At 60.6% G+C, this 20,856-nt stretch carries 17 protein-coding genes; 4 read left to right on the top strand and 13 right to left on the bottom strand.

What is annotated here, in order from left to right:
* Positions 1-4: 4 nt before the first annotated feature.
* Together SynNOUM97013_RS00085 and msrB are read right to left on the bottom strand one after the other, a co-directional pair.
* Positions 5-1,195, bottom strand: coding sequence for an NAD(P)/FAD-dependent oxidoreductase (locus SynNOUM97013_RS00085; protein ID WP_370586482.1), 1,191 nt, complete (start codon positions 1,193-1,195; stop codon positions 5-7).
* 34 nt (positions 1,196-1,229) lie between these two features.
* On the bottom strand, positions 1,230-1,739 hold the full coding sequence (gene msrB, locus SynNOUM97013_RS00080) for a peptide-methionine (R)-S-oxide reductase MsrB (RefSeq protein WP_186480268.1): 510 nt from the start codon (positions 1,737-1,739) through the stop codon (positions 1,230-1,232).
* 69 nt (positions 1,740-1,808) lie between these two features.
* Here msrB and dusA point away from each other — a divergent pair, with 69 nt between their 5' ends.
* A complete protein-coding gene (gene dusA / locus SynNOUM97013_RS00075) occupies positions 1,809-2,813 on the top strand; it encodes a tRNA dihydrouridine(20/20a) synthase DusA (RefSeq protein WP_186480267.1) in 1,005 nt (334 codons plus the stop codon).
* Between the two features lie 18 nt (positions 2,814-2,831).
* Here the strand turns inward: dusA and SynNOUM97013_RS00070 are convergent, their stop codons facing one another.
* The 7 genes from SynNOUM97013_RS00070 to SynNOUM97013_RS00040 form a co-directional block, all read right to left on the bottom strand.
* Positions 2,832-3,362, bottom strand: coding sequence for an RNA-binding protein (locus SynNOUM97013_RS00070; RefSeq protein WP_186480266.1), 531 nt, complete (start codon positions 3,360-3,362; stop codon positions 2,832-2,834).
* 120 nt (positions 3,363-3,482) lie between these two features.
* Positions 3,483-4,895, bottom strand: a complete 1,413-nt coding sequence (gene argH, locus SynNOUM97013_RS00065; RefSeq protein WP_186480265.1) for an argininosuccinate lyase — start codon at positions 4,893-4,895, stop codon at positions 3,483-3,485.
* Between the two features lie 32 nt (positions 4,896-4,927).
* Entirely contained in the window at positions 4,928-6,337 is a 1,410-nt protein-coding gene (locus SynNOUM97013_RS00060; RefSeq protein WP_186480264.1) for a GAF domain-containing SpoIIE family protein phosphatase, read from the bottom strand.
* Positions 6,338-6,394: 57 nt separating this feature from the next.
* Positions 6,395-8,107, bottom strand: coding sequence for a signal recognition particle-docking protein FtsY (gene ftsY, locus SynNOUM97013_RS00055; protein WP_186480263.1), 1,713 nt, complete (start codon positions 8,105-8,107; stop codon positions 6,395-6,397).
* Positions 8,108-8,125: 18 nt separating this feature from the next.
* A complete protein-coding gene (gene nusB, locus SynNOUM97013_RS00050; RefSeq protein WP_186480262.1) occupies positions 8,126-8,752 on the bottom strand; it encodes a transcription antitermination factor NusB in 627 nt (208 codons plus the stop codon).
* Positions 8,753-8,778: 26 nt separating this feature from the next.
* Positions 8,779-9,516 carry a DUF502 domain-containing protein gene (locus SynNOUM97013_RS00045; protein WP_186469755.1) on the bottom strand — a complete coding sequence of 246 codons (738 nt, stop codon included), beginning with the start codon at positions 9,514-9,516 and terminating at the stop codon, positions 8,779-8,781.
* A gap of 63 nt (positions 9,517-9,579) precedes the next feature.
* On the bottom strand, positions 9,580-10,239 hold the full coding sequence (locus SynNOUM97013_RS00040) for an HpsJ family protein (protein ID WP_186480261.1): 660 nt from the start codon (positions 10,237-10,239) through the stop codon (positions 9,580-9,582).
* 39 nt (positions 10,240-10,278) lie between these two features.
* Here SynNOUM97013_RS00040 and queG point away from each other — a divergent pair, with 39 nt between their 5' ends.
* The 3 genes from queG to SynNOUM97013_RS00025 are packed head-to-tail and all read left to right on the top strand — an operon-like array spanning position 10,279 to position 14,706.
* Positions 10,279-11,241: a tRNA epoxyqueuosine(34) reductase QueG gene (queG, locus tag SynNOUM97013_RS00035; protein ID WP_186480260.1), complete on the top strand. Its 963-nt coding sequence runs from the start codon at positions 10,279-10,281 to the stop codon at positions 11,239-11,241.
* 14 nt (positions 11,242-11,255) lie between these two features.
* Positions 11,256-12,155: a tetratricopeptide repeat protein gene (locus SynNOUM97013_RS00030; RefSeq protein WP_186480259.1), complete on the top strand. Its 900-nt coding sequence runs from the start codon at positions 11,256-11,258 to the stop codon at positions 12,153-12,155.
* A 55-nt stretch (positions 12,156-12,210) separates the two neighbouring features.
* Positions 12,211-14,706, top strand: a complete 2,496-nt coding sequence (locus tag SynNOUM97013_RS00025) for a DNA topoisomerase (ATP-hydrolyzing) subunit A (RefSeq protein WP_186480258.1) — start codon at positions 12,211-12,213, stop codon at positions 14,704-14,706.
* Positions 14,707-14,744: 38 nt separating this feature from the next.
* On the opposite strand, the gene purF is transcribed toward SynNOUM97013_RS00025, so the two are convergent.
* From purF to dnaN, 4 genes are all read right to left on the bottom strand, one after another.
* Positions 14,745-16,202, bottom strand: a complete 1,458-nt coding sequence (gene purF, locus SynNOUM97013_RS00020) for an amidophosphoribosyltransferase (protein WP_186480257.1) — start codon at positions 16,200-16,202, stop codon at positions 14,745-14,747.
* Between the two features lie 136 nt (positions 16,203-16,338).
* Positions 16,339-18,681, bottom strand: coding sequence for a phosphoribosylformylglycinamidine synthase subunit PurL (gene purL / locus SynNOUM97013_RS00015; protein WP_186480256.1), 2,343 nt, complete (start codon positions 18,679-18,681; stop codon positions 16,339-16,341).
* A gap of 56 nt (positions 18,682-18,737) precedes the next feature.
* Complete coding sequence (locus SynNOUM97013_RS00010) at positions 18,738-19,514, bottom strand: RNA methyltransferase (protein WP_186480255.1); 777 nt, start codon at positions 19,512-19,514, stop codon at positions 18,738-18,740.
* 2 nt (positions 19,515-19,516) lie between these two features.
* Complete coding sequence (gene dnaN, locus SynNOUM97013_RS00005) at positions 19,517-20,683, bottom strand: DNA polymerase III subunit beta (protein WP_186480254.1); 1,167 nt, start codon at positions 20,681-20,683, stop codon at positions 19,517-19,519.
* Between the last annotated feature and the right edge of the window lie 173 nt (positions 20,684-20,856).

Below are 20,856 nucleotides of genomic sequence, written 5' to 3'. Positions count from 1 at the left end.
ACCATCACGCCACAGTGGCCGCAATGGCCTGACCCGCCAGCCAGCCACCGCTCCAGCAAGCCTGGAAGTTGAATCCGCCGGTCACACCATCCACATCCAGGAGTTCACCGGCCAGATAAAGACCGGGACAACGCCGGCTTTCCATCGTGGCCAAGTTCACCTCACCCAGGTCCACGCCACCCGCAGTGACGAACTCCTCTCCGAACGGTCCCCTGCCCTTGATGGGAAGACGCTGGGCGCAAAGGATCTCCAGCAGCTGACGCTCCGCTTTCAAAGGGAGATCAGCCCAACGTCGGTCTGCCTCCACACCGGCCATCGACAGAAACGCCTGCCACAACCGACGCGGCAGATGCTCCATGGGCTTGGCAGCCGCGAGTGTGCGCCTGGCCTGCTCCTGGCGCCACTGTTGCAGCCGCTGCTCCACCCCCTGACGGCCCAGACCTGCACTCCAATCCACTTTGAGCTCACCCTGGTAGTGGCTCGCATGCAGCGCCCGCGCCGCAAAAGCAGACAGCCGCAAGGTGGCGGGACCACTCAATCCACGATGGGTGATCAACACCCTCCCGGTCTGGCGGAAACGCTGATCGCCGAGCTTGAGGTCGAGGCTCACGTCATCGATGGCAATGCCGCTGCAGGCCACGAGGGGTTTCGCCTGCAGCGACAGGCTGAACAACGACGGCACCGGGGGAACCACCTGATGCCCCAGGGCCTCAGCGATCCTGCGACCGCTGGGATGGCCGCCGGTGGCCAGCATCAACTGGCGCGCCCGCAAGGGGCTCTCCAGGCCGCGGCCCACCAGCGCGAATCCTCCATCGGATTGGGACTGCACCTGCTGAACCATGACGCGCGTGCGCAGCTGCACACCGGCTGCCCTGGCAGCGTTCTGGAGGCACTGAATCACCGCTTCGGAACGGTTCTGCTGCGGAAACATCCGGCCGTCGGGCTCTTCCACAAGGGTGAGACCGTGCTCCTCAAACCAGGAGATGGCATCACCACAGGCGAAGCGGCTGAAGGGGCCGCGCAGCGGACGGCTGCCACGCGGATAGTGGGTGGCCAGCTCGCGTGGATCCCAGCAAGCGTGAGTGACGTTGCAGCGGCCCCCACCACTGATGCGCACCTTCTGAAGCGGCTCAGGCGTTCCTTCCAGAACCAACACCCGAGGCAGCCCCTGCTCTGCGGCGGTGATCGCTGCCATGTAGCCGGCAGGACCACCACCCACGACGATCAGATCAAACGGGCTGGAAGCGCAGGGCGACGCCGTTGTTGCAGTAGCGCTTGCCTGTGGGCCTGGGGCCGTCATTGAACACATGACCCTGGTGACCGCCGCAGCGGCTGCAGTGGTATTCCGTGCGCGGAATGATCAGTTTGAAATCTACTTTCGTGGCGATCGCCCCGGGCAGCGGTTCAAAGAAGCTGGGCCAACCGGTGCCACTGTCGAATTTCGCCTTGGACGAAAACAAAGGCTGATCACAACCGGCGCAGTGGTAGGTGCCATCGCGCTTCTCGTTGTTGAGGGGGCTGGTGAAGGGTGCCTCTGTGCCTTCCCGGCGAAGCACGGAATACGACTCCGGAGACAGGCGCTGCTTCCATTGCGCATCCGAGAGGTCCCAGGCTGAATCCGAAGCCTTCGACGCTGCCAGCACCTGCTCGGGTGCGCGGAACACACCGAACACCCCTGCCGCTGATGCCATCAGCAGCGATCGTCTGCTCAGCAGCCAGTGATCAAAGGTGGGTGTCATGGCCTGAAGCGTTCCGTTCGTGGAACTGTTCTAAACAAATCAGGTCCCAGGGCCAGGCAGCATGGAGGGATGGATTCCCTCACCAGAGCCGATCGGGAACCTCCCTGGCGTTTCAGCGTCGCGCCGATGCTGGACTGCACAGACCGGCATTTCCGCCAGATCATGCGGCAGATCAGCCGCAGGGCCTTGCTTTACAGCGAGATGGTGGTGGCTCAGGCCCTGCATCACAGCAACCGCCGCGAGCGGCTGCTGGGGTTCGATGCGGAGGAACATCCGATCGCGCTGCAGGTGGGCGGTGACGATCCGGTGCTGTTGGCAGAAGCCACCCGTATGGCAGCGGACTGGGGCTACGACGAAATCAACCTCAACGTGGGTTGCCCGAGCCCGCGGGTGCAGGCCGGCAACTTCGGCGCATGCCTGATGGCCGAACCGGATCGGGTGGCCCGCTGCGTGGAAGCGATGGTGACCGCCAGCAACCTCCCGGTCACGGTGAAACACCGGGTGGGGATTGATGATCTCGACAGCGACAGCCTGTTGACCGCCTTTGTGGATCAAGTGGCAGCGGCAGGCGCGACACGGTTCAGCGTGCACGCCAGAAAAGCGTGGTTAGAAGGACTAGATCCAAAACAGAACCGCACCATCCCTCCGCTTCAGCACGATCGGGTAATCGCCCTCAAGCAACGCCGACCCCAGCTGTTGATCGAACTGAATGGCGGCCTCGACACCCCCGAACAGTGTCTGAACGCTCTCGACCACTGTGATGGCGTGATGGTGGGCCGAGCGGCCTATGCCCATCCCCTGCGTTGGGCGGGCATCGATGCCCTGATCTTCGGGGAGGCGCCCCGGCCCATGAAGGCATCGCAGGTGCTGGTGGGACTGATGCCCCACGCCGAACGACACCTGGATCGCGGCGGTCGCCTCTGGGACCTCTGCCGCCATCTGGTGCAACTGGTGGAAGGTGTCCCGGGTGCGCGTCACTGGCGTCGGGACCTGGGCCAGAAGGCTCAGCGCCCAGGCGCCAATCTCAGCGTGCTGGAACAGGCTGCCCAGCAACTGATCGATGCCGGGCTCTGAAGCTCAGCTCTAGCGAGCTCAGCCTTCAGCGCCGCCGTAACCGCCATAGTCACCGCCACCGCCATCCGGCTGGGAGGCACCGCCACGACGACGACGGCTGCGGCCATCGTCTCCAGCGCTGTAACCACCGCCGCCGCCATAGGGGGAGCCGGACTGATCTCCGCCACCTCCATAGCCGCCACCACTGGAACCACCGCCATAGCTGCGATCCTCCCAACCGCGAGCTCCGGAGCGACGGTCACCACCGCCACCACCGCCACCACCGCCGCCACCGCCGTAGCCGCCGCCGCCACGACGCGGTGCACTGCCACGGGGTTCAGCCTTATTGATGCGCAAGGGTCGGCCCATCAGCTCAACCCCTTGAAGAGCGTCGATAGCCGCGGCCTCAGCCGCTTCATCAACCATTTCCACAAAAGCAAAGCCGCGCTTGCGACCGGTGTCGCGCTCCAAAGGGAGGGCACAGTTCGTGACCTCTCCGTGAGCGGCGAACAGTTCGATGACGTCCTCCTGCTCGGCGCGGAAGGGCAGATTGCCGACAAAAATGCTCACTTGACTGCTGGACCTAACGAGAAAGGGACCCAAGGGATCAGACAAGCCATCGGTTCAAGGTCCGGTGAGGGAGCATTGGTCCTCTGGCCTTTTAAGCGTAGTCCCGTTATCACGAAATGATCACTGAGCGACAAAGCCGAGACGTTCGCTCCACAGAGCCAGCTGTTCCTCGACCCGCTTGAAGCCTGTTCCACCTTCACTGGTGCGAGCGGCCACCACCTGACGTGGGGCAAGCGCCTCATAGAGATCGGCCTCGATCGCAGGGTGGAACTGCTGCCATCGCTCAAGGGTCAGGTCGCGCAGAAGCAGACCTTCACTCAGGCACTGCTTCACCACTGCACCGACAATCTGATACGCCTCCCGGAACGGCACCTGACGCGCCACCAGGTAGTCGGCCACATCCGTGGCATTAGAGAAATCAGCGCCCACCGCAGCCTCAAGCCGATCCGGGCGGAAGCTCAAACCTTCCTCGATCAGGATCGTCATCGCTTCCAGACACTGCTTGGTGGTGGAGACCACATCGAACAGGGCCTCCTTGTCTTCCTGAAAATCCTTGTTGTAGGCCAGAGGCAGGCCCTTGATCATCGTGAGCAACCCCTGCAGATGCCCGAACACACGACCGCATTTACCGCGCACCAGTTCGGGCACATCCGGGTTTTTCTTCTGAGGCATCAGGCTGCTGCCGGTGGCACAGCGGTCCGTCAACCGCACGAACCCGCATTCCTCTGAAGCCCAGAAGATCACTTCTTCGGCCAGACGGCTGAGATGCACCATCAGCAGCGATGCAGCCGCAGAAAACTCCACCGTGAAGTCGCGATCACTCACCGCATCCAGGCTGTTGGCGTAGATGCCATCGAATCCAAGCGCCGCGGCCGTGCTGCGCCGGTCGATCGGCACCGGCGTTCCGGCCAAAGCCGCCGCTCCGAGCGGTGACCAGTTGACGCGTTTGCGGACGTCCTGAAGCCGCTGGCGATCACGCTCGAGCATCTCCACATAAGCGAGAAGGTGATGGGCCAAACACACGGGCTGAGCCCGTTGCAGATGGGTATAACCGGGAATCAAGGTGGTGCGGTGGTCACTGGCCTGCTTCAGCAAGGCGGTCTGAAAGGCCTGCACCTGGGGATCCAATTCATCAAGCCGACGGCGCAGCCACAGGCGCAGATCGGTGCCGACCTGATCGTTGCGGCTGCGACCCGTGTGCAGTTTCTTGCCCACTGGACCCAACAGAGCGATCAGCCTGCGCTCCACCGCAAAGTGGACGTCTTCATCCTCAAGCCCTGGCTGAAAATGTCCAGCTGCTGCTTCAGCACGGATCTGCTCCAGACCACTGCAAAGCTGATCAGCCTCAGCCGAGGAAATCACGCCGCAGTTGGCCAGCATGCGGGCATGGGCGATCGATCCGTCGAGGTCCTCCTGAAGCAGGGTGATGTCGAAGCCGATCGAGGCATTGAATCGTTCGATCGCCGGATGCAGGCCCTGTTCGAAACGATCACTCCAGGTGGCGGAGCCTCCGCCCGTCACTCCACCCGCCATCGCCGATCCTCAACAGAGATCCCCTCAGCTTGTCAGGCCGAAGTCCTGGGAACAGACGGCAGCATCACCTCCTCCCGCACCTTGAGCACGACCATCGAAGCGTCGTCCTCCAACTGACGATCCGGGCCGACAAAACGATCCAAGCGACGGAACAACTGATCGAGAATCCCCTGCGATCCCGTTCCAGACCGACATGCTGACTCCAGGCTGCGAATCAGACGGTCCTCGTCGAAACGATCACCTGTGATGCCGGGAGCCTCGGTGACCCCATCGGTGTAATAGAGCAGGACATCGCCAGGTTCCAGCACCGTGGAACCGACGCCATACTCCGCCTCCGGCTGAAGACCGATCAGCAGACCGGGTGCATCGAGTCGGCTCACGGAGCGTTGCTGAGACCTCCAGATCAACGGTGGGTTGTGGGCAGCATTGGCGAAACGCAATCGACGCGTGCGCGGATCGAAATCCGAATAAAACAGCGTCACGAAACGGTGGGACTGCGACAGATCCTCAAGGGCCAGCTGATTGAGGTCATGCAGGATCCGATCCGGTGGCAAGCCACTCAGCACCTCAGCGCGCAACATTCCACGCAGCATGGTCATCAAAAGACCGGCGGGAACCCCTTTCCCCATCACATCGCCCATCACCAGGGCCCAACGCCCCCGCTCACGACGTCGGCCGATCAACTCGGGACGTGTGGGAATGAAGTCGTAGTAGTCACCACCCACCTGAAAGGCAGGACGGCAGCGGGCCGCCAGTTCCACACCCTCGATCACCGGACAGTGATCCGGCAGCAGCTGAGCCTGGATCTCAGCACCAATGCTCAGCTGCCGGTCGACACGCTCATGCAGGCGGGCTTCCTGAAGCATCAGGTCGTTCTCGATCGCCACACCGGCAAGATCCGCCACAAGCTGCACATGGCGGCGATGCACATCCGTCCAGATCAATGATCCGGAGGGATTGAACACATAGAGACGTCCGCGCTGACGACCGCGGGCCACCAGCGACGTGGCGAATACACCGGCCGATCCGAGCTGACGCTGGACCAAGCGATCCATGCCCAGCACCAGGGCATCGTCAGAACCAAAGCCGGATGATCGTCCAGGTTCGTGCTTGTTCAAAGCCTGGAGCACAGGTTCCGAACGGGCAGTCGTGAGGATCTGCAGCTGTTCGTTCCAAAGGCGTCCATCGGCATGGAACGGTACGAGCAGGGCCCCCTCAACACCCACCAGACGGGCTGCCACCACTGGAACGAGCTCCAGAAAACGGTTGAGATTGGTGAAACTGCGCAGAGCGAAGCCCAACGACACGAGCAGTTCCTGATTGGACCGTTGCTCTTTCGACAAGCTGTCGAGCAACTGACGCAACGAAGCGGTTGCCGAGGTGGACGGCAGACCCTGACGAGTTGGAGAAGCCGGATGGCGCCTTGATGGATTGCTGCTCACGGCAACCCCTGGCAGGACCCGCAAGGTAGCAAGCCTGTCCTGAGAAAACCGATGCGCTTAGCGGCCAGCCAACAGCGCTTCCACGAACTCAAAGCTGTTGAAGGGCCGCAAATCGCGGATTCCCTCACCAGCACCAATGAAACGAATTGGCAGCCCGGCTTCCGAGGCCACCGCCAGCGCGACACCGCCTCGGGCCGTTCCGTCCAGTTTCGTGATCACAACGCCAGTGAGTCCCGCCGCCTTGGCAAATGCCATCGCCTGTTTGAGTCCGTTCTGACCCTGGCTGGCATCCAGCACCAGCAGGGACTCCACATGGGCATCGGGGGCCAGACGGTCGACCACACGCCGGATCTTCTCAAGCTCCTCCATGAGGTTGTGCTTGGTCTGCAAGCGACCGGCCGTGTCAACGAGCACCAGATCCGTCCCTTTGGAACGGGCCGCACCGATGGCGTCAAACACCACAGCTGCAGGGTCAGCGTTGGAGGAGGGATTCGCCACCACCGGCACATCACTGCGATCACCCCAGACCTGAACCTGCTGAACCGCTGCCGCCCGGAAGGTGTCAGCCGCCGCGATCATGGCGGAGTAACCACTGCGGACCGCAAGATTGGCGAGTTTGCCAAGCGTGGTGGTCTTGCCGACACCGTTCACACCAACCATCAGCCAGACGTTCAGCTGCTCACGCTGCGGAGCAAGCAATTCAACACCGCTGTCCTTGATGGGCTTATCCAGCAGATCGCGCAACTGCTCCTTCAGGAAGCGAATGCCCTCGGTGGGATCAACCACCTGTTCATTCATGCGGCGGCGCAGGGCTTCCAGCACCTGATCAGTGGCCTTCACACCAGCGTCAGCCCGCAGCAGCAATGACTCCAGGTCATCCAGAACCTCAGGAGTGAGTGGGTCATCACCGAGGTTTTCAAGGAGGCCGGTGACAAATCCCTGACGGGTTTTTTCCAGCCCCTGGCGCAGACGACCGAGCCAGTCGATCTCTTCAAGCGTGACCTGATCCGCAGATCGTCCCTGAGCCGCCAGGACTTCAGCCGACCAAGTGAAGGTGTCATCGAATTCACCCAGGCTGGGCTCATCGGATGAATCGACCGGCGTCTGAGGTTGTGCAGGAACCGCGGCAGCAGGCTCAACAACCTCAGGTGCCGGAGCCTGCTCCAGCTGCTGCTGACGTTCCTGACGCTGGGCTGCAGCCTGCTCGAGCAGAGACGGTCCCGGAGAGGGTGGTTCAGCAGCAGGCTGCTCGACGGAAGCCTGTTCAACGGAAGGCTGCTCGACAGCAGACGGTTCAACAGAAGGCTGTTCAGCAGGAACCGTGTCAACGCTGGGCTGTTGGGCTGACACCTGCTCCGCTGAAACTGGTTCGGCTGAAGGTGGTTCAGCTGAAAGTGATTGCGCCACCGAAGCCGAGCTCTCTTGCTGGGCCTGCTCTTGCTCCTTCTGAGCTTTCAGACGCGCATAGGCCTGGCGCGCCCACTCCAGGGGATCATCGTCAGGGTTGGCAGGCTCGGTGGATGGCTCTCCAGAGGGCTGAGGCGGCTCCGGCTCCGGATCTGGATCTGGAACAGACTCAGGCGCCGCAGGTGCAGCGAACGACTCCACCAATTCGGCTGAAGGACCTTCTGAAGCTGCACTCGGCACGTCCGCGACCGATGACTCGACCGACTCAGCATCAGGCGCTGAAGGTGCCGTGTCCTCAGGGCTGGATGCCGGCTGAGCGGGCTGTGCCGCCTCGGGGCGTCGGTTGAACCAGTCGAAAACCATGCGAAATCAGGGAGACGCCTAAACGGTGGCGTTCTGCAGCCGACGCAGAACTCCGTTGATCATGCGACGGCCTTGCTCATCGCTATAGCGATTGGCCAGTTCGACGGCCTCGCTGCAGGCCACGGAAGCCGGAGTCTTCATGGCACCGAGATCCACCACCGCAAGACGAAGAATGTCGCGATCGATGCGCGGCAATCGGCTCAGACGCCAGCCTTCCATCACACCATCCAACTGCTGATCAATGGTGTCGCGAGAATCAAGCACCAAATGAATGCGGCGCATGGCTTCCTCGCGCACACGGTCCTGATCAGCCAGTGCCAGCAGCCGCGGCAGCTCAAGACTGGCGGAAAGGCCGTTCAGAACCTGTTCCGCACTGGTGAGTGAATCGCGCAGGTGCTCGCGCACAGGGGCAGCATCACCCGCATTCGGAGAGTCCTGAAGTTCGCTGTCAAGCAGGGACTGCTGAGCTTTCTCCAGATCCCCAGCACAGTGGTCGAGCACCTCTCGCCAGTGCTGCATCAGGCTGTCAAGGGCCTTTTGCAACAACACATCCAAGGTGTCGTTGACCGCAGCGGAGCGATCGCGCTCAGCGCACTGGCCAAGCACCAGCAAGGCGAGCTCACGGGAGAGGGTGCGGGTCTGCATGGGTTAAGGCGTATCGAACGGACGACTCAGGACGATGAGGGTGCCACGGAGGCGCGCAACTGGGCGATCAAGCTGGAAAAACTGCGGTTCACCGGTGCTTCGCGTTCATCGGGATTGACGATGCCTGCCGAAATGATCGTTCTGAAGGCATCTTCAACGGAGATATCGAGCTCTCGCACCGAACCTTCGGGAACGAGGGTGTACCAGCCTGTGGTCGGGTTGGGGGCCGTGGGAATGAACACACTCAACAACGTGTCGCCCAGATCGGAGCGCAGGGATGGACCCGCTTCACCCGTAACGAAACCGACGCTGTAAAGACCCTCTCTTGGGTATTCGACCAGAACCACCCGCCGGAAGCGGCGCGAGTTGTCGCGCAGAAAAGTTTCCAGCAGCTGTTTGAGGGTCTTGTAAACAGAACCGGCAAGGGGGATGCGCTGGAGCGTTCCCTCACCGAACTCCAACAACCAGCGGCCCACGATGTTGCGAGCCATCAGACCGATGAGAAGAATTCCCATCAGTGGAACCGTGAGCCCCAGCGCCAAATTGATCAGATCCTGAAGCCAGGGGTTCAGGTTGATGAACGGATTGAACTGCTTGGGGATCGAGGTGAGGAACGCCAGCACAAATTTGCTGACGATCGTGGCGAGCCAGATCGTGGTGGCCAGCGGAATCACCACGAGGAGACCCGCAATCAGATCATTCTTGAGATCTTGTTGAAGCCTGGCGCTGAGCGGCAGGTCAGGTCTCGGGTTGGACTGAACCAAGGAACGCCTGGGGCCTGAAGCCAACGTGTTTCACCAACCTAACTAGCGGTCCCCAATTAGCGGTCAGAGAACTGCGGCCAACGCCAGCAGCACCAGGGCCACGGCCAACACCACGGCGCTGATGGTTCCACCGAACAGTCGCTGATTCACGGCCAGGTTGCGCTGGCGCTCCGCCTGCTTGATCTGGTCACTCATCTGAGCGAGCTGCTTGTCGATGAACGCCTGCGCAGCCTCGGTTTTTTCTTCTTCAGTGGCATCAGCGGGGAGCTGACCGGCCTGCGCAAGTTGCTCACCCAACACCTTTACGTTGTCGGGATTGGCGGACTGCTGGCGCGCCATCTCCAGCTGGCTACGGCGCTGATCCAGGGTCTGGTCTGCCTCACCCACCAATTCCTGACCCCCGCTCAAGCCCATGAAGATCACGGAGAGCATCATCAGGGCCAGCACTGCCGACAGCGCGCAGACCACCCAACGAATCGGCGTCCGAGCGGTTTGAGGGTTGTCTAACCGTGAGCTGATCAGCATCAGCAACAGACCGACAAAGCCCATCGGGGTCTGACTCACCAGCCGCTCAATCAGCAGCTGCTGGTAGATGACGTCGCTCCAATCCGCTGCACTGAGCACCACGCCGATCTGCAATCCCAGCAGAAGCACCAACGTGATTCCCAACCAGCGCAACAGAAGTGACAGACGCAGCGAGGAATCTGTTGAGGAAGCGGACACGGCACGATGCCTAAAGGCGCCCAACTCTAGGGTCAGATTTTGGATGTTCCATCCGAGCGTGAAGCACTGAGCCGAGCCCTGAAACAACGGGCCCGAGAGGAGGGATTCGACCCGGTCGGCATCGCTCGCCTGCCGGGGAGCGCGCGATTGCAACTGCGCACCGAAGCTCTGCAGCGCTGGCTGGACGCCGGTCATCAAGGCGCCATGGGCTGGATGGCCGCTCCCCGTCGTCGCTCAGCCCAGACGCTGCTCGATGGAGCCAACAGCCTTCTGGCAGTGGGTCTGAACTATCACGTAGCCATCGAACGACGCATGGATCGCCTGGCGGTGGCCCGCTACGCATGGGGTCGCGACTACCACCGGGTGGTGAACCAGCGACTCCGGCGTGTGGGGCGCTGGCTGCAGGAGCAACGTCCGGATTGCCGCTGGCGTGTCTGCGTGGATGCAGAACCGCTCCTGGACAAAGCCTGGGCAGAAGAAGCGGGCCTGGGATGGATCGGGAAACACAGCAACCTGATCCATGCCGATCGTGGCTCCTGGATGGTGATCGGTCATCTGATCACCACGGAAGCACTGGAGGCCGATCAACCTGCGGCAGCGCGCTGCGGTCGCTGCCGCACCTGCATTGATGCATGCCCAACAGAGGCCATCACCGAACCCTTTGTGGTGGATGCACGGCGCTGCATCGCCTTTCACACCATCGAAAACCGGGAGCCGGAACTGCCCGAGACGATGGCAACAGCTTTAGGGCCATGGGTGGCCGGCTGCGACATCTGCCAGGACGTCTGCCCGTTCAATCAAGCCGGAATCCCCTCCAGCGACGATCCGGATGTGCAACCACGCCCCTGGCTGCTGGATCTCCAAGCCGAAGCGATCCAGGCATGGACGGATGACGATTGGGATGAACGTCTGCGCGGTTCTGCACTGCGTCGCATCAAACCCTGGATGTGGCGACGCAATGCGGCAGCAGCGAAACCAGACAGCCCGCCTAGTGTTGATTGATCTGTGAAACAACCATGGGAGTTTGGGGGCGTTCGGGGAAGCGTTGGTGTCAAAACTTGGCCATCACACTGCTGATCGGTTCCGTGGGCTCCCTGAGTTCAGCTCCTGCCCGGGCCCTGGTCCCGTACGTGTACACACCCAGCACCGAGGAGCTGGAGAGTGCAGGCATTGGCATCGGCCGCACCGCGGCTCAGTTGCTACGTCTGGGTCAACCACAGGAGGCAGCACGTCTGGCCGCACTGGCCGTTCGGCTCCAACCCAACGACGAACGCCTCTGGTCCGTGCTGGCGGAAGCACAGCTTCGCAGTGATCAGCTCCAGGCAGCGGCGGGCTCATTGGCCAAGGCCAAGTCGTTGGATCCACAGAACGCAGGACTCTGGTTTGCCGAGGCCTCCCTGGCCTTGCGCGATCAACGCCCGGATGATGCCGTGCCGCTGCTCGATCAGGGCTTGCGTCTTGACCCCAAAAATGCCGGCGCCTACTTCGATCTCGGTAACGCCCGTGTAATGCAATCGGAGCTGCGTCAGGCCCTCCAAGCCTTTGAACAAGCCACAACCATCAAGCCCAGCTTCTGGGAAGCGCTGAACAACCAAGCGCTGGTGTTGTTCGAGATGGGAAACACAGGGGAAGCGATCCGACGCTGGAGATCCGTGCTGGAGATCAAGCGCAACGCCGAGCCGATGCTGGCTCTCGCTGCAGCATTGAACAAACAATCCCCCGGTGATGAGGAATCGATCGACCTGGCCCGCCAGGCCCTGGCCGAAGACCCGAATTACGTGCTGCCGGGGCATCAGGAAAACCAGCTCTGGGGCAAAAAACTGCGCCTAGCCACTGGTGTTCTGCTGGCGGAACCCAACCTGAAGGGGGCCGTCGAACGGGCTGAAGCCAATGCCGATCCCAAATCGGCTGAGTGATTCAGGAAGAAGATCTGTAGGCTGAGCGCCTTCTGCCTTCTTGATTCCGGAGCGGATGGCCGAGGAGCGCGTTCAACCGATCGCCCTGCATCAGGAGATGCAGCGCTCCTACCTCGAGTACGCGATGAGCGTGATCGTGGGTCGAGCTCTACCGGATGTCCGTGATGGGCTCAAACCGGTTCAACGGCGCATCCTCTACGCGATGCATGAGCTGGGGCTGACGCCAGATCGGCCCTACCGCAAATGTGCCCGAGTCGTCGGCGACGTGCTCGGCAAATATCACCCCCACGGTGATCAAGCCGTGTACGACGCCCTGGTGCGGCTGGTGCAGACCTTCTCCAGTCGGCATCCACTGCTCGATGGTCACGGCAACTTCGGCTCCGTGGACGACGATCCGCCGGCCGCGATGCGATACACGGAGACGCGACTAGCCCCGATCGCCCACGAAGGGCTTCTGGACGAAATCGGCAACGACACCGTTGATTTCGCACCCAACTTCGACGGTTCTCAACAGGAACCCACCGTCCTGCCGGCTCAGCTTCCGTTTCTGCTGCTGAACGGTTGCGCAGGCATTGCCGTCGGGATGGCCACCAGCATTCCTCCCCACAACCTTGGCGAAGTGGTGGATGGCTTAATCGCCCTGGTACGCAAGCCGGACCTCACCGATGAGAAGCTGCTCAGCCTGATCCCCGGACCTGACTTCCCCACAGGTGGTGAAGTGCTGCTGGGCAGTGGTGTGCGCGACACCTACCTGAAAGGCCGCGGCAGCATCCCGATGCGGGGTGTGGCACACATCGAGGAAGTCCAGCCAGGCAAGGGACGTCACAAACGCAAGGCGGTGATCGTCACGGAACTGCCTTACCAACTCAGCAAGGCCGGCTGGATCGAAAAACTGGCGGAACAGGTCAACGACGGAAAGATCGGCGGCATCGCGGACATCCGCGATGAAAGCGACCGTGAAGGCATGCGTGTCGTGGTCGAATTGCGGCGTGACGCCGATCCAGACACGGTGCTGAAGGATCTGCAACGACGCACCTCACTGCAGAGCAATTTCGGCGCGATCCTGCTGGCCCTTGTGGACGGACAGCCCAAGCAGCTGTCCTTGCGGCGCATGCTCCAGACCTTCCTGGACTACCGGGAACTGACGATGATCCGGCGCACCAGTCACGCGCTGCGCAAAACGGAAGATCGCCTTGAAGTGGTGGAGGGTCTGACCACAGCCCTGGCATCGCTGCAGAAAGTGATCGCGATGATCCAGGAAGCACGCGATGCATCCAGCGCCCGGGCGAGCCTGATGGTGCAGCTGGATCTGAGTGAGCGGCAGGCTGATGCCGTTCTGTCCATGCCTTTGCGCCGACTCACAGGCCTGGAACAGGAAAGTCTGCGTCAGGAGGCCGACGATCTACGGGCCGAACGGCAGCGCTTGAAATTGCTCCTCGACAACCGCGATCAACTGCTGGATGCCCTCGTGCAGGAGCTGCGCCAGCTCAAAAAGCGTTTTGCCACGCCGCGACGGACGCGACTGGTGGAAGGCGGCGACCATCTCCTCGCTGAACGGGCCGCCAGCCAGCGTCCCAATGCTGAACTGCAGCGTCAGCAGGCTTTGGATGCCCTACCACCTGAATCGAAACTTCTGATTCAAAACGATGGTCAGGTGAAGGTCGTCAGCCCACAACTGCTCGGCCGCCTGCATCTAAATGAGCCGGTGAATCTGGGTTATGAACCCTCACCAGCACAGCTGATCCTGCCGATCCACCCCGCCCCTCGTTTGTTGGCGCTCACCGCCACGGGACGAGTGGCATTGGTGCGCTGGGAATTCGCCGGTCAGCAGCCCGGTTCGCTGGAACGATTCCTGCCCACTGCTCTGGAAGGCGACTCGGTAATCAGCCTCCTGCAACTCCCACCTGCGGACGATGATGAAGCCAATCAGCGTCTGTCCCTCGGCCTGCTGAGCACTGACGGCCGCTTCAAGCGACTGCCACTGGACGACATGCAGGAGCTCTCCGGTCGTGCGGCAACCATTGTCAAACTCAAAGATGGAGTCTCACTGCTGTCGGCCGTGATCTGTGAAGACGGTGGCACCGTGGCCTTGATCAGTGACATCGGTCGAGTGCTGTGCCTACCCGTGGAAGAACAGTGTCTGCCCGTGATGGGAAAACTGGCGCAGGGTCCGATGGCGATGCGCATGTTGCCCGGAGAGACGCTAGTGGGAGCCGTGAGTCAGCCGGCAGATTCCACAGCCGCCGGAAACAGCGGCGAAATTCTTGTAGGAACAGCTAAGGGTTGGCTCACACGATTGTCCTTGGCGTCGCTGCGTCGCTGCAAACGGGGAGATCTCGGCGAGATTGCCCTTCAACTATGCGCCAATGGAAAAGAACTGGATCCTGTGATCACGGTATGTGCAACAAGTGATCTTGCAGGAGTGATCACCAGCAAAAGCCGTCATGGACGCATCTTGAGCGAATCAATCAGTCCTGACACCGAAGCACCGACTGACCTTTCATTGAAAGCGGATGAGCAGTTGACCCGCTTGGTGCCACTGATCAGCTAAACAATTGTTGGTTCTTCAACTTCAACGGTTGAAATCCATCAGGAACGGCAATTCCCTTCCAACCACTTCAAGTAATTTTCATCAATATCACCAGTCACGTAATTCCCATCAAAACAAGACATTTCAAGCTGATCAAGATCTGTCCCCTGAACAATGCTCTGCTTCAGGTTGTCCACGCTCTGATAAACAACATGGTCTGCTGAAAGAACGTCAGAAATTTCTTCCGTTGTTCGTCCGTGCGCAAGCAATTCTGCTCGTGTAGGCATGTTGATGCCATACACATTCGGAAAACGAACTGGCGGTGCGGCAGAGGTAAAGGTCACCTGATTCGCTCCTGCATCACGCGCCATCTGCACGATTTCCTTGGACGTGGTACCGCGCACGATTGAATCATCCACAATCAAAACATTTTTTCCAGCAAATTCAGTCCCCAAAGCATTCAGTTTCTGGCGAACTGATTTTTTACGCTCTGCCTGCCCCGGCATGATGAAGGTTCTGCCCACATAGCGGTTTTTATAGAATCCTTCGCGATACTCAATTCCAAGTTGCTTTGCCACCTGCATGGCCGAAGGACGGGCAGAATCAGGAATCGGCATCACCACATCGATGTCACCGGCAGGCAACTCTTCAGCAATGGTCTTGGCCAGAAGATCTCCCATCCGCAATCGGGTTTCATAAACGGAGATTCCATTCATGACGGAATCAGGCCTGGCGAGATAGACGTATTCGAATGCACAGGGAACCAAGCGAGCCGACAGAGCACACTGGCGATGATGCAAGTTGGCATCAAAATCAATGAAGATGGCTTCACCGGGTTCTACATCACGAACAATCTCGTATCCACTGTTTTCAATCACCAGTGATTCACTGGCAACAATCCATTCATTGCGACCCTGATCCGACGTGCGTCGCCCCAGGATCAGCGGACGAATTCCGTAGGGGTCGCGGAAGGCAAGCATGCCGCGGCCAGCAATCAGAGCGATGGATGCATAGGAACCCTTGACTCTCTGGTGCAGCGACGCCACTGCATCAAACAGCTGATCCGGCGAGACATCAGGACCTGTGAGGCGAGACTGAATCTCTGTTGCCAGCACATTGACCAACATCTCGGTATCGCTGGAGGAATTGGTGTGGCGACGATCCACCTTGAACAGATCCTCTTCAAGCTGAGACGTGTTGGTCAGATTGCCGTTGTGAACAAAGGTGATTCCATAGGGAGCATTCACATAAAACGGCTGCACCTCATCTTCTGATGCTGCAGCTCCTCGTGTGGCATAACGCACGTGGCCAATTCCGACATTGCCGAGAAGCTTGCGCATATCTCTTGTTCGAAACGCTTCTCGAACCCTTCCCCGTTGCTTGTGCACATGGAAGGTGTGATTATCCATCGTGACAATCCCCGCAGAATCCTGCCCGCGGTGCTGAAGCAATAGAAGGTTGTCGTAGATCTGCTGATTCACAGAATCAGAACAGAACATTCCGATAATTCCACACATAACGACAACCTCTAACTAAAAAAATTAAGCGGACTCAACACCCCTGAAGAGTTCAACACAACAGCATTGATTGACTCGCTGGGAATGATTGAAACGGTGGAAACTGAGCAAGGAAGATTAGCAAAACGAGTGGTGGTCATTTTGTGACCTCAACATCGGCTTCGATGCGACGCGGAAGCGCCATAGCGTGGGCATCACGGCATTGCTGAACGGACAGATCCAAGCAGGGTCTCTGGTCCACCTTGATGACCAGGCTGGGTTGATCGGTCACCACACCAATCGGCGTGATTGGTAGCTCCATCGCTGCACCGACCAGGGACTCCCAGGCTTGGACACATTCCGCCTTCACAGACACCACGATGCGGCTGCCGCCTTCAGCAAACAGAAGACGATCCGTGCGAACACCACCGGCGGCAAGGTCGACGCTGATCCCATGGTCGGAGGCCATCGAAGATTCAGCCAAGGCGACGCTCAAGCCACCGTCGCTGCAGTCGTGGGCTGAAGCGAGCAGTCCTCGCGCAATGCCATCGCGCACCAACGCACCCACGCGCGCTTCCAAAGCGAAATCCGTCTCAGGCGGACGACCGGCGAGGCGACCGATGGCCAGCTGTTGATAGGCACTGCCTGCCAAACCGAGCGAGCCGGCATCAGCATCGGCCACGGGCACACCCAGCAGATACACAGGATCTCCTGCCCTGCGCCAGCCCAAACCGGTCACAGTGGTGATGTCATCCACGCCTCCCACCATGCCGATCACGGGGGTGGGGTGAATGGGCTTCAGGCTGCCGTCATCCTGTTTGGTCTCGTTGTAGAGGGAGACATTGCCACCAGTGACGGGGGTGTTCAACGCTCGGCAGGCATCGGAAATGCCCCGACAGGCTTTGGCCAGCTGCCAATAGCCCTTGGGTGTTTCAGGAGAAGGGAAATTGAGGTTGTCGGTGACCGCCAGCGGTTCGGCACCAACACAGCTGAGATTGCGCGCCGCTTCAGCCACGGCCGCCTGAGCACCTCGCTCGGGGTCAAGTGCAACCCAGCGGTTGGGACAGTCAACCGTGGCCGCCACACCCCGTTGGGAGGCCTCAAGCGAACCTTCACCCTGCTGAGGGCGGAGCCGCACTACGGCAGCATCGGCAGCACCTGAAGACACGACAGTGTTCGCCAACACCTGCTGGTCGTACTGCCGATGCACCCAGCGCTTGCTCGCAATGGTGGGGTCATCCAGAAGAAGCAGCAACTCCTGACCCCAGTCGTGGTGCTGAGCAGGGCAGGGAAGATCCGCTTCAGTCCAGCGCCAGAGCTCCTGAATGTCAGCAGGTGGTTCCTGCAGGAGGTCGTGGTGATTGATCGGCGTGTCTTCGGCCAGAGCACGGGACGGCACCTCCGCCGCCACTTCACCGTGCTGCAGCACACGAACCACAGGCTCCGCCAGCACACGACCCACCACTGCCGCTTGAAGTCCCCAGCGACGGAAGCGCTCCATCAAAGGCTCCTCACGGCCGGCGCGAACCACGAACAGCATCCGCTCCTGGGATTCAGAGAGCAGATACTCGTAAGCCGTCATCCCCTCTTCGCGCGCCGGCACCTTGTCGAGATCGAGCTCCACCCCGACATCACCCTTTGCCGCCATCTCGGAACAGCTGCAGGTGAGGCCAGCTGCCCCCATGTCCTGAGCAGCCACCACATCACCGCTCTGAAACGCCTCCAAACAGGCCTCAATCAGGCCCTTTTCCAGAAAAGGATCACCCACCTGCACAGCCGGTCGATCGTCGAGTGAAGCAGAACTGAGCTCAGCACTGGCAAAACTGGCTCCCCCCATGCCGTCGCGGCCTGTGGTGCTGCCGACATAGACGACGGGATTGCCAATGCCGGAAGCCCCTGATTTGACGATGTCCTCGGTCTCCATCAGACCCAGGGCCATGGCATTGACCAGAGGGTTGCCGCTGTAGGAGGGGTCAAAGGCCACCTCACCTCCCACAGTGGGAACACCGACGCAATTGCCGTAGTGGGCAATGCCTGCCACCACGCCCTGCATCAGGCCCACATTGGCGGGATCCTCCAGCGGGCCGAAGCGCAACGCATTCAGCAGCGCAATCGGCCGAGCACCCATGGTGAAGATGTCCCGCAGGATGCCGCCGACCCCTGTTGCAGCCCCTTGGAAGGGTTCAACCGCTGAGGGGTGGTTGTGGCTCTCGATCTTGAATGCCAGGCGATGGCCGCCGCCGAGATCAACCACACCGGCGTTTTCACCGGGACCGACCAGGATGCGAGGCCCTTCCGTAGGGAAGCCGCTGAGAAGAGGCCTGGAATTGCGATAGCAGCAATGCTCTGACCACATCACGCCGAACATGCCCAACTCAGCGCGGTTGGGATCGCGTCCCAAGCGATGTTGAATTTCGGCGTAATCCTGCTGCGTGAGCCCTTCCTGACGGAGGACAGCGGCGACATCGAAGGTCTCTGCCACAGAAGAAGACTGGGTCACAGTCAACAGGTCATCTCTTCCCAGTGTTGCCGACGGCCGGCTTGACACCCCTCAGCTCAGATCCAGGGATCTTCGTCGCGATCACTGCGGCGATCTCTCACCCGTTCCTGCTGCGAAGGCCAATCGGAATCGTCCCAGTCTTCCAAGGGATCTGGGAGATCGGGACTCGCCATGGGGTCAGGATCGTCATCGCGAAACACCTGTGCCGGAACTGGCTCGTCATCCCAGGGTGGTTCCTCGAGCCAACCCTCTAATCGTGCGCCAGCACGATCACCCAATTGCTGAAGCTGATCCCGCCAATGACGGGAACGCCTCACCAGATCTTGACGAACGCTGGCCCGGGCCTGGGGGAGATCGTCGAGATCACGAATGCCTGTGGACACCAGTCCGGGTTGCTGATCAACGATGCGATCAGGCGTCAGCCGCCAGCGACTGCTGCCGGGCAATCGAGGATCGCTGCGGGACACTAGGTAATGAAGGATTTCTCCCGTGGAGGGCACAAAGGCCAAATCCGCCACCTGGCCGATGCGTTGACCCTCGACATCAAGAAGATCGGCATCCAAGAGGGTCGGCAACCGCTCCAGGGTGAGCTGATCGGCTTCGGCCGGTGATCCCTTCACGAACACCTGCTGATCATCCAGTCCTCGACACTGATCAAGACGCCAGACAGCCCGTGAATTACGGAGGGCCGAAGGTCGACTCACCCAACCCAGCAATCGATGCACAGGTGGGTGCATCCAGGCCATGACACCGAGGCCATAGTCCAGACCCTGATCACAGCGCACGCGATGGCGCAGCAGATCACTGAGCAGCAGTGGATCAGGCAGCGCCAAGATCAGGTCCGGATCTGAACAGGCATCACCAGATAGGTGAGTCCGGAACCATCATCCGCAGGTGAGAGAATGGCCGGTGTGGTGGGTGCATTGCACTGCAGGCAAATGCGATCGGCATCCATGGCCTTCAGCCCGTCCAGCACATAGCGCACGTTGAACGCGATCTGCACCGGTTCACCATCAATGTCGGCCGGAAGCGATTCAGAACCACTGCCGACATCCTGCGCATCGGCACTGATCTGCACAAGACCCTTGGCGGGATCAGTGCCGATGCGCACCACGTTGTTGTGCTGATCAGCCAGCACAGCAATGCGCTCGAGCGACGCCACAAACGCACGACGATCGAGCTGAAGGGTGCGCGTGAACGACTCAGGAATGAGCTGTCGGTAATTGGGATAGGTGCCTTCCAGGGTTCGGCTGGTCACCATCTGATCAGCGGCCAGGACCACAACCTGGCCACGTTCACAGAACAGGCTCACCGCATCGGTGCCTTTCCACCCCGCCATGAGCCGCTCCACTTCCCGCAGGGAGCGGGCTGGAAGAGTGACGGCCAAAGCAGCGTCATCAGACGCGTCTGGATCAGCCACTTCAAGCGGAGCCTGTAGGGCGTCATTGACGCTGAGCACGGCCAACCGGTGACCATCGGTGGAGGCCGCTTCGAGGCTGGTGCGATCGAACCGCAGGTGTACCCCGGTCAAGAGCTGCTTGGCCTCGTCAGAGCTGCTGGCGAACAGTGTGCCGCGCAGCGCTTTCACCAACGCTGCAGGATCCAATTTGAGGGCGGTGCCGTTTTCCACCAAAGGCAGATCGGGAAAATCGTCGGCAGGCATGCCGCGCATTTGATAGCTGCCGCTGAGGCTGGTGAGTTCCACCTGCTCACCCGACTCATCCGTGGAGAGAGTGATCGGGGAGTCACTCGACAAACGGGAAACGATCTCAACGAATAGTCGAGCTGGAAGCGTCACGGCACCGCTGGTCTCCACGGATGCAGCCAACGATGTCTGGATGCCGAGGTTGAGATCAAATCCCGTGAGGCTGAGCCTGTCGGTGCCGGCATCGGCAGTCAGCAGCACGTTCGCCAGCACTGGATGGGTTGGACGCGACGCAACGGCACGGCTGACCAATTGGAGCGCTGCGTTGAGTTCCGACTGGGAGCAAACCAGTTTCATGGCGAGGCTGTTCGCTGGAGCGCTTCAAGGCCTCCACGGTTTCACAGGCTTGGACGAAGCGCAATGGCCCTGATGCCTGCCTGGCTGTCCGACTGTCTACGGGCTGTTTTTGATTTCTAGAAAAACTACCTATACAGCCGTAATAGGTGCTGGGGAAAGCGTGGAAAAACCTC

Source organism: Synechococcus sp. NOUM97013 (assembly GCF_014279815.1).
Lineage (GTDB): Bacteria > Cyanobacteriota > Cyanobacteriia > PCC-6307 > Cyanobiaceae > Synechococcus_C.
This window is presented reverse-complemented; position numbering and strand designations above follow the sequence as displayed.

Coding starts and splice junctions, on each gene's coding strand:
- nusB (WP_186480262.1), bottom strand. CDS start 8,752: ATGCAGACCCGCACCCTCTCCCGTGAGCTCGCCTTGCTGGTGCTTGGC.
- msrB (WP_186480268.1), bottom strand. CDS start 1,739: ATGACACCCACCTTTGATCACTGGCTGCTGAGCAGACGATCGCTGCTG.
- argH (WP_186480265.1), bottom strand. CDS start 4,895: ATGGCGGGTGGAGTGACGGGCGGAGGCTCCGCCACCTGGAGTGATCGT.
- SynNOUM97013_RS00030 (WP_186480259.1), top strand. CDS start 11,256: ATGGGAGTTTGGGGGCGTTCGGGGAAGCGTTGGTGTCAAAACTTGGCC.
- dnaN (WP_186480254.1), bottom strand. CDS start 20,683: ATGAAACTGGTTTGCTCCCAGTCGGAACTCAACGCAGCGCTCCAATTG.
- SynNOUM97013_RS00025 (WP_186480258.1), top strand. CDS start 12,211: ATGGCCGAGGAGCGCGTTCAACCGATCGCCCTGCATCAGGAGATGCAG.
- purF (WP_186480257.1), bottom strand. CDS start 16,202: ATGTGTGGAATTATCGGAATGTTCTGTTCTGATTCTGTGAATCAGCAG.
- dusA (WP_186480267.1), top strand. CDS start 1,809: ATGGATTCCCTCACCAGAGCCGATCGGGAACCTCCCTGGCGTTTCAGC.
- SynNOUM97013_RS00085 (WP_370586482.1), bottom strand. CDS start 1,195: ATGGCAGCGATCACCGCCGCAGAGCAGGGGCTGCCTCGGGTGTTGGTT.
- ftsY (WP_186480263.1), bottom strand. CDS start 8,107: ATGGTTTTCGACTGGTTCAACCGACGCCCCGAGGCGGCACAGCCCGCT.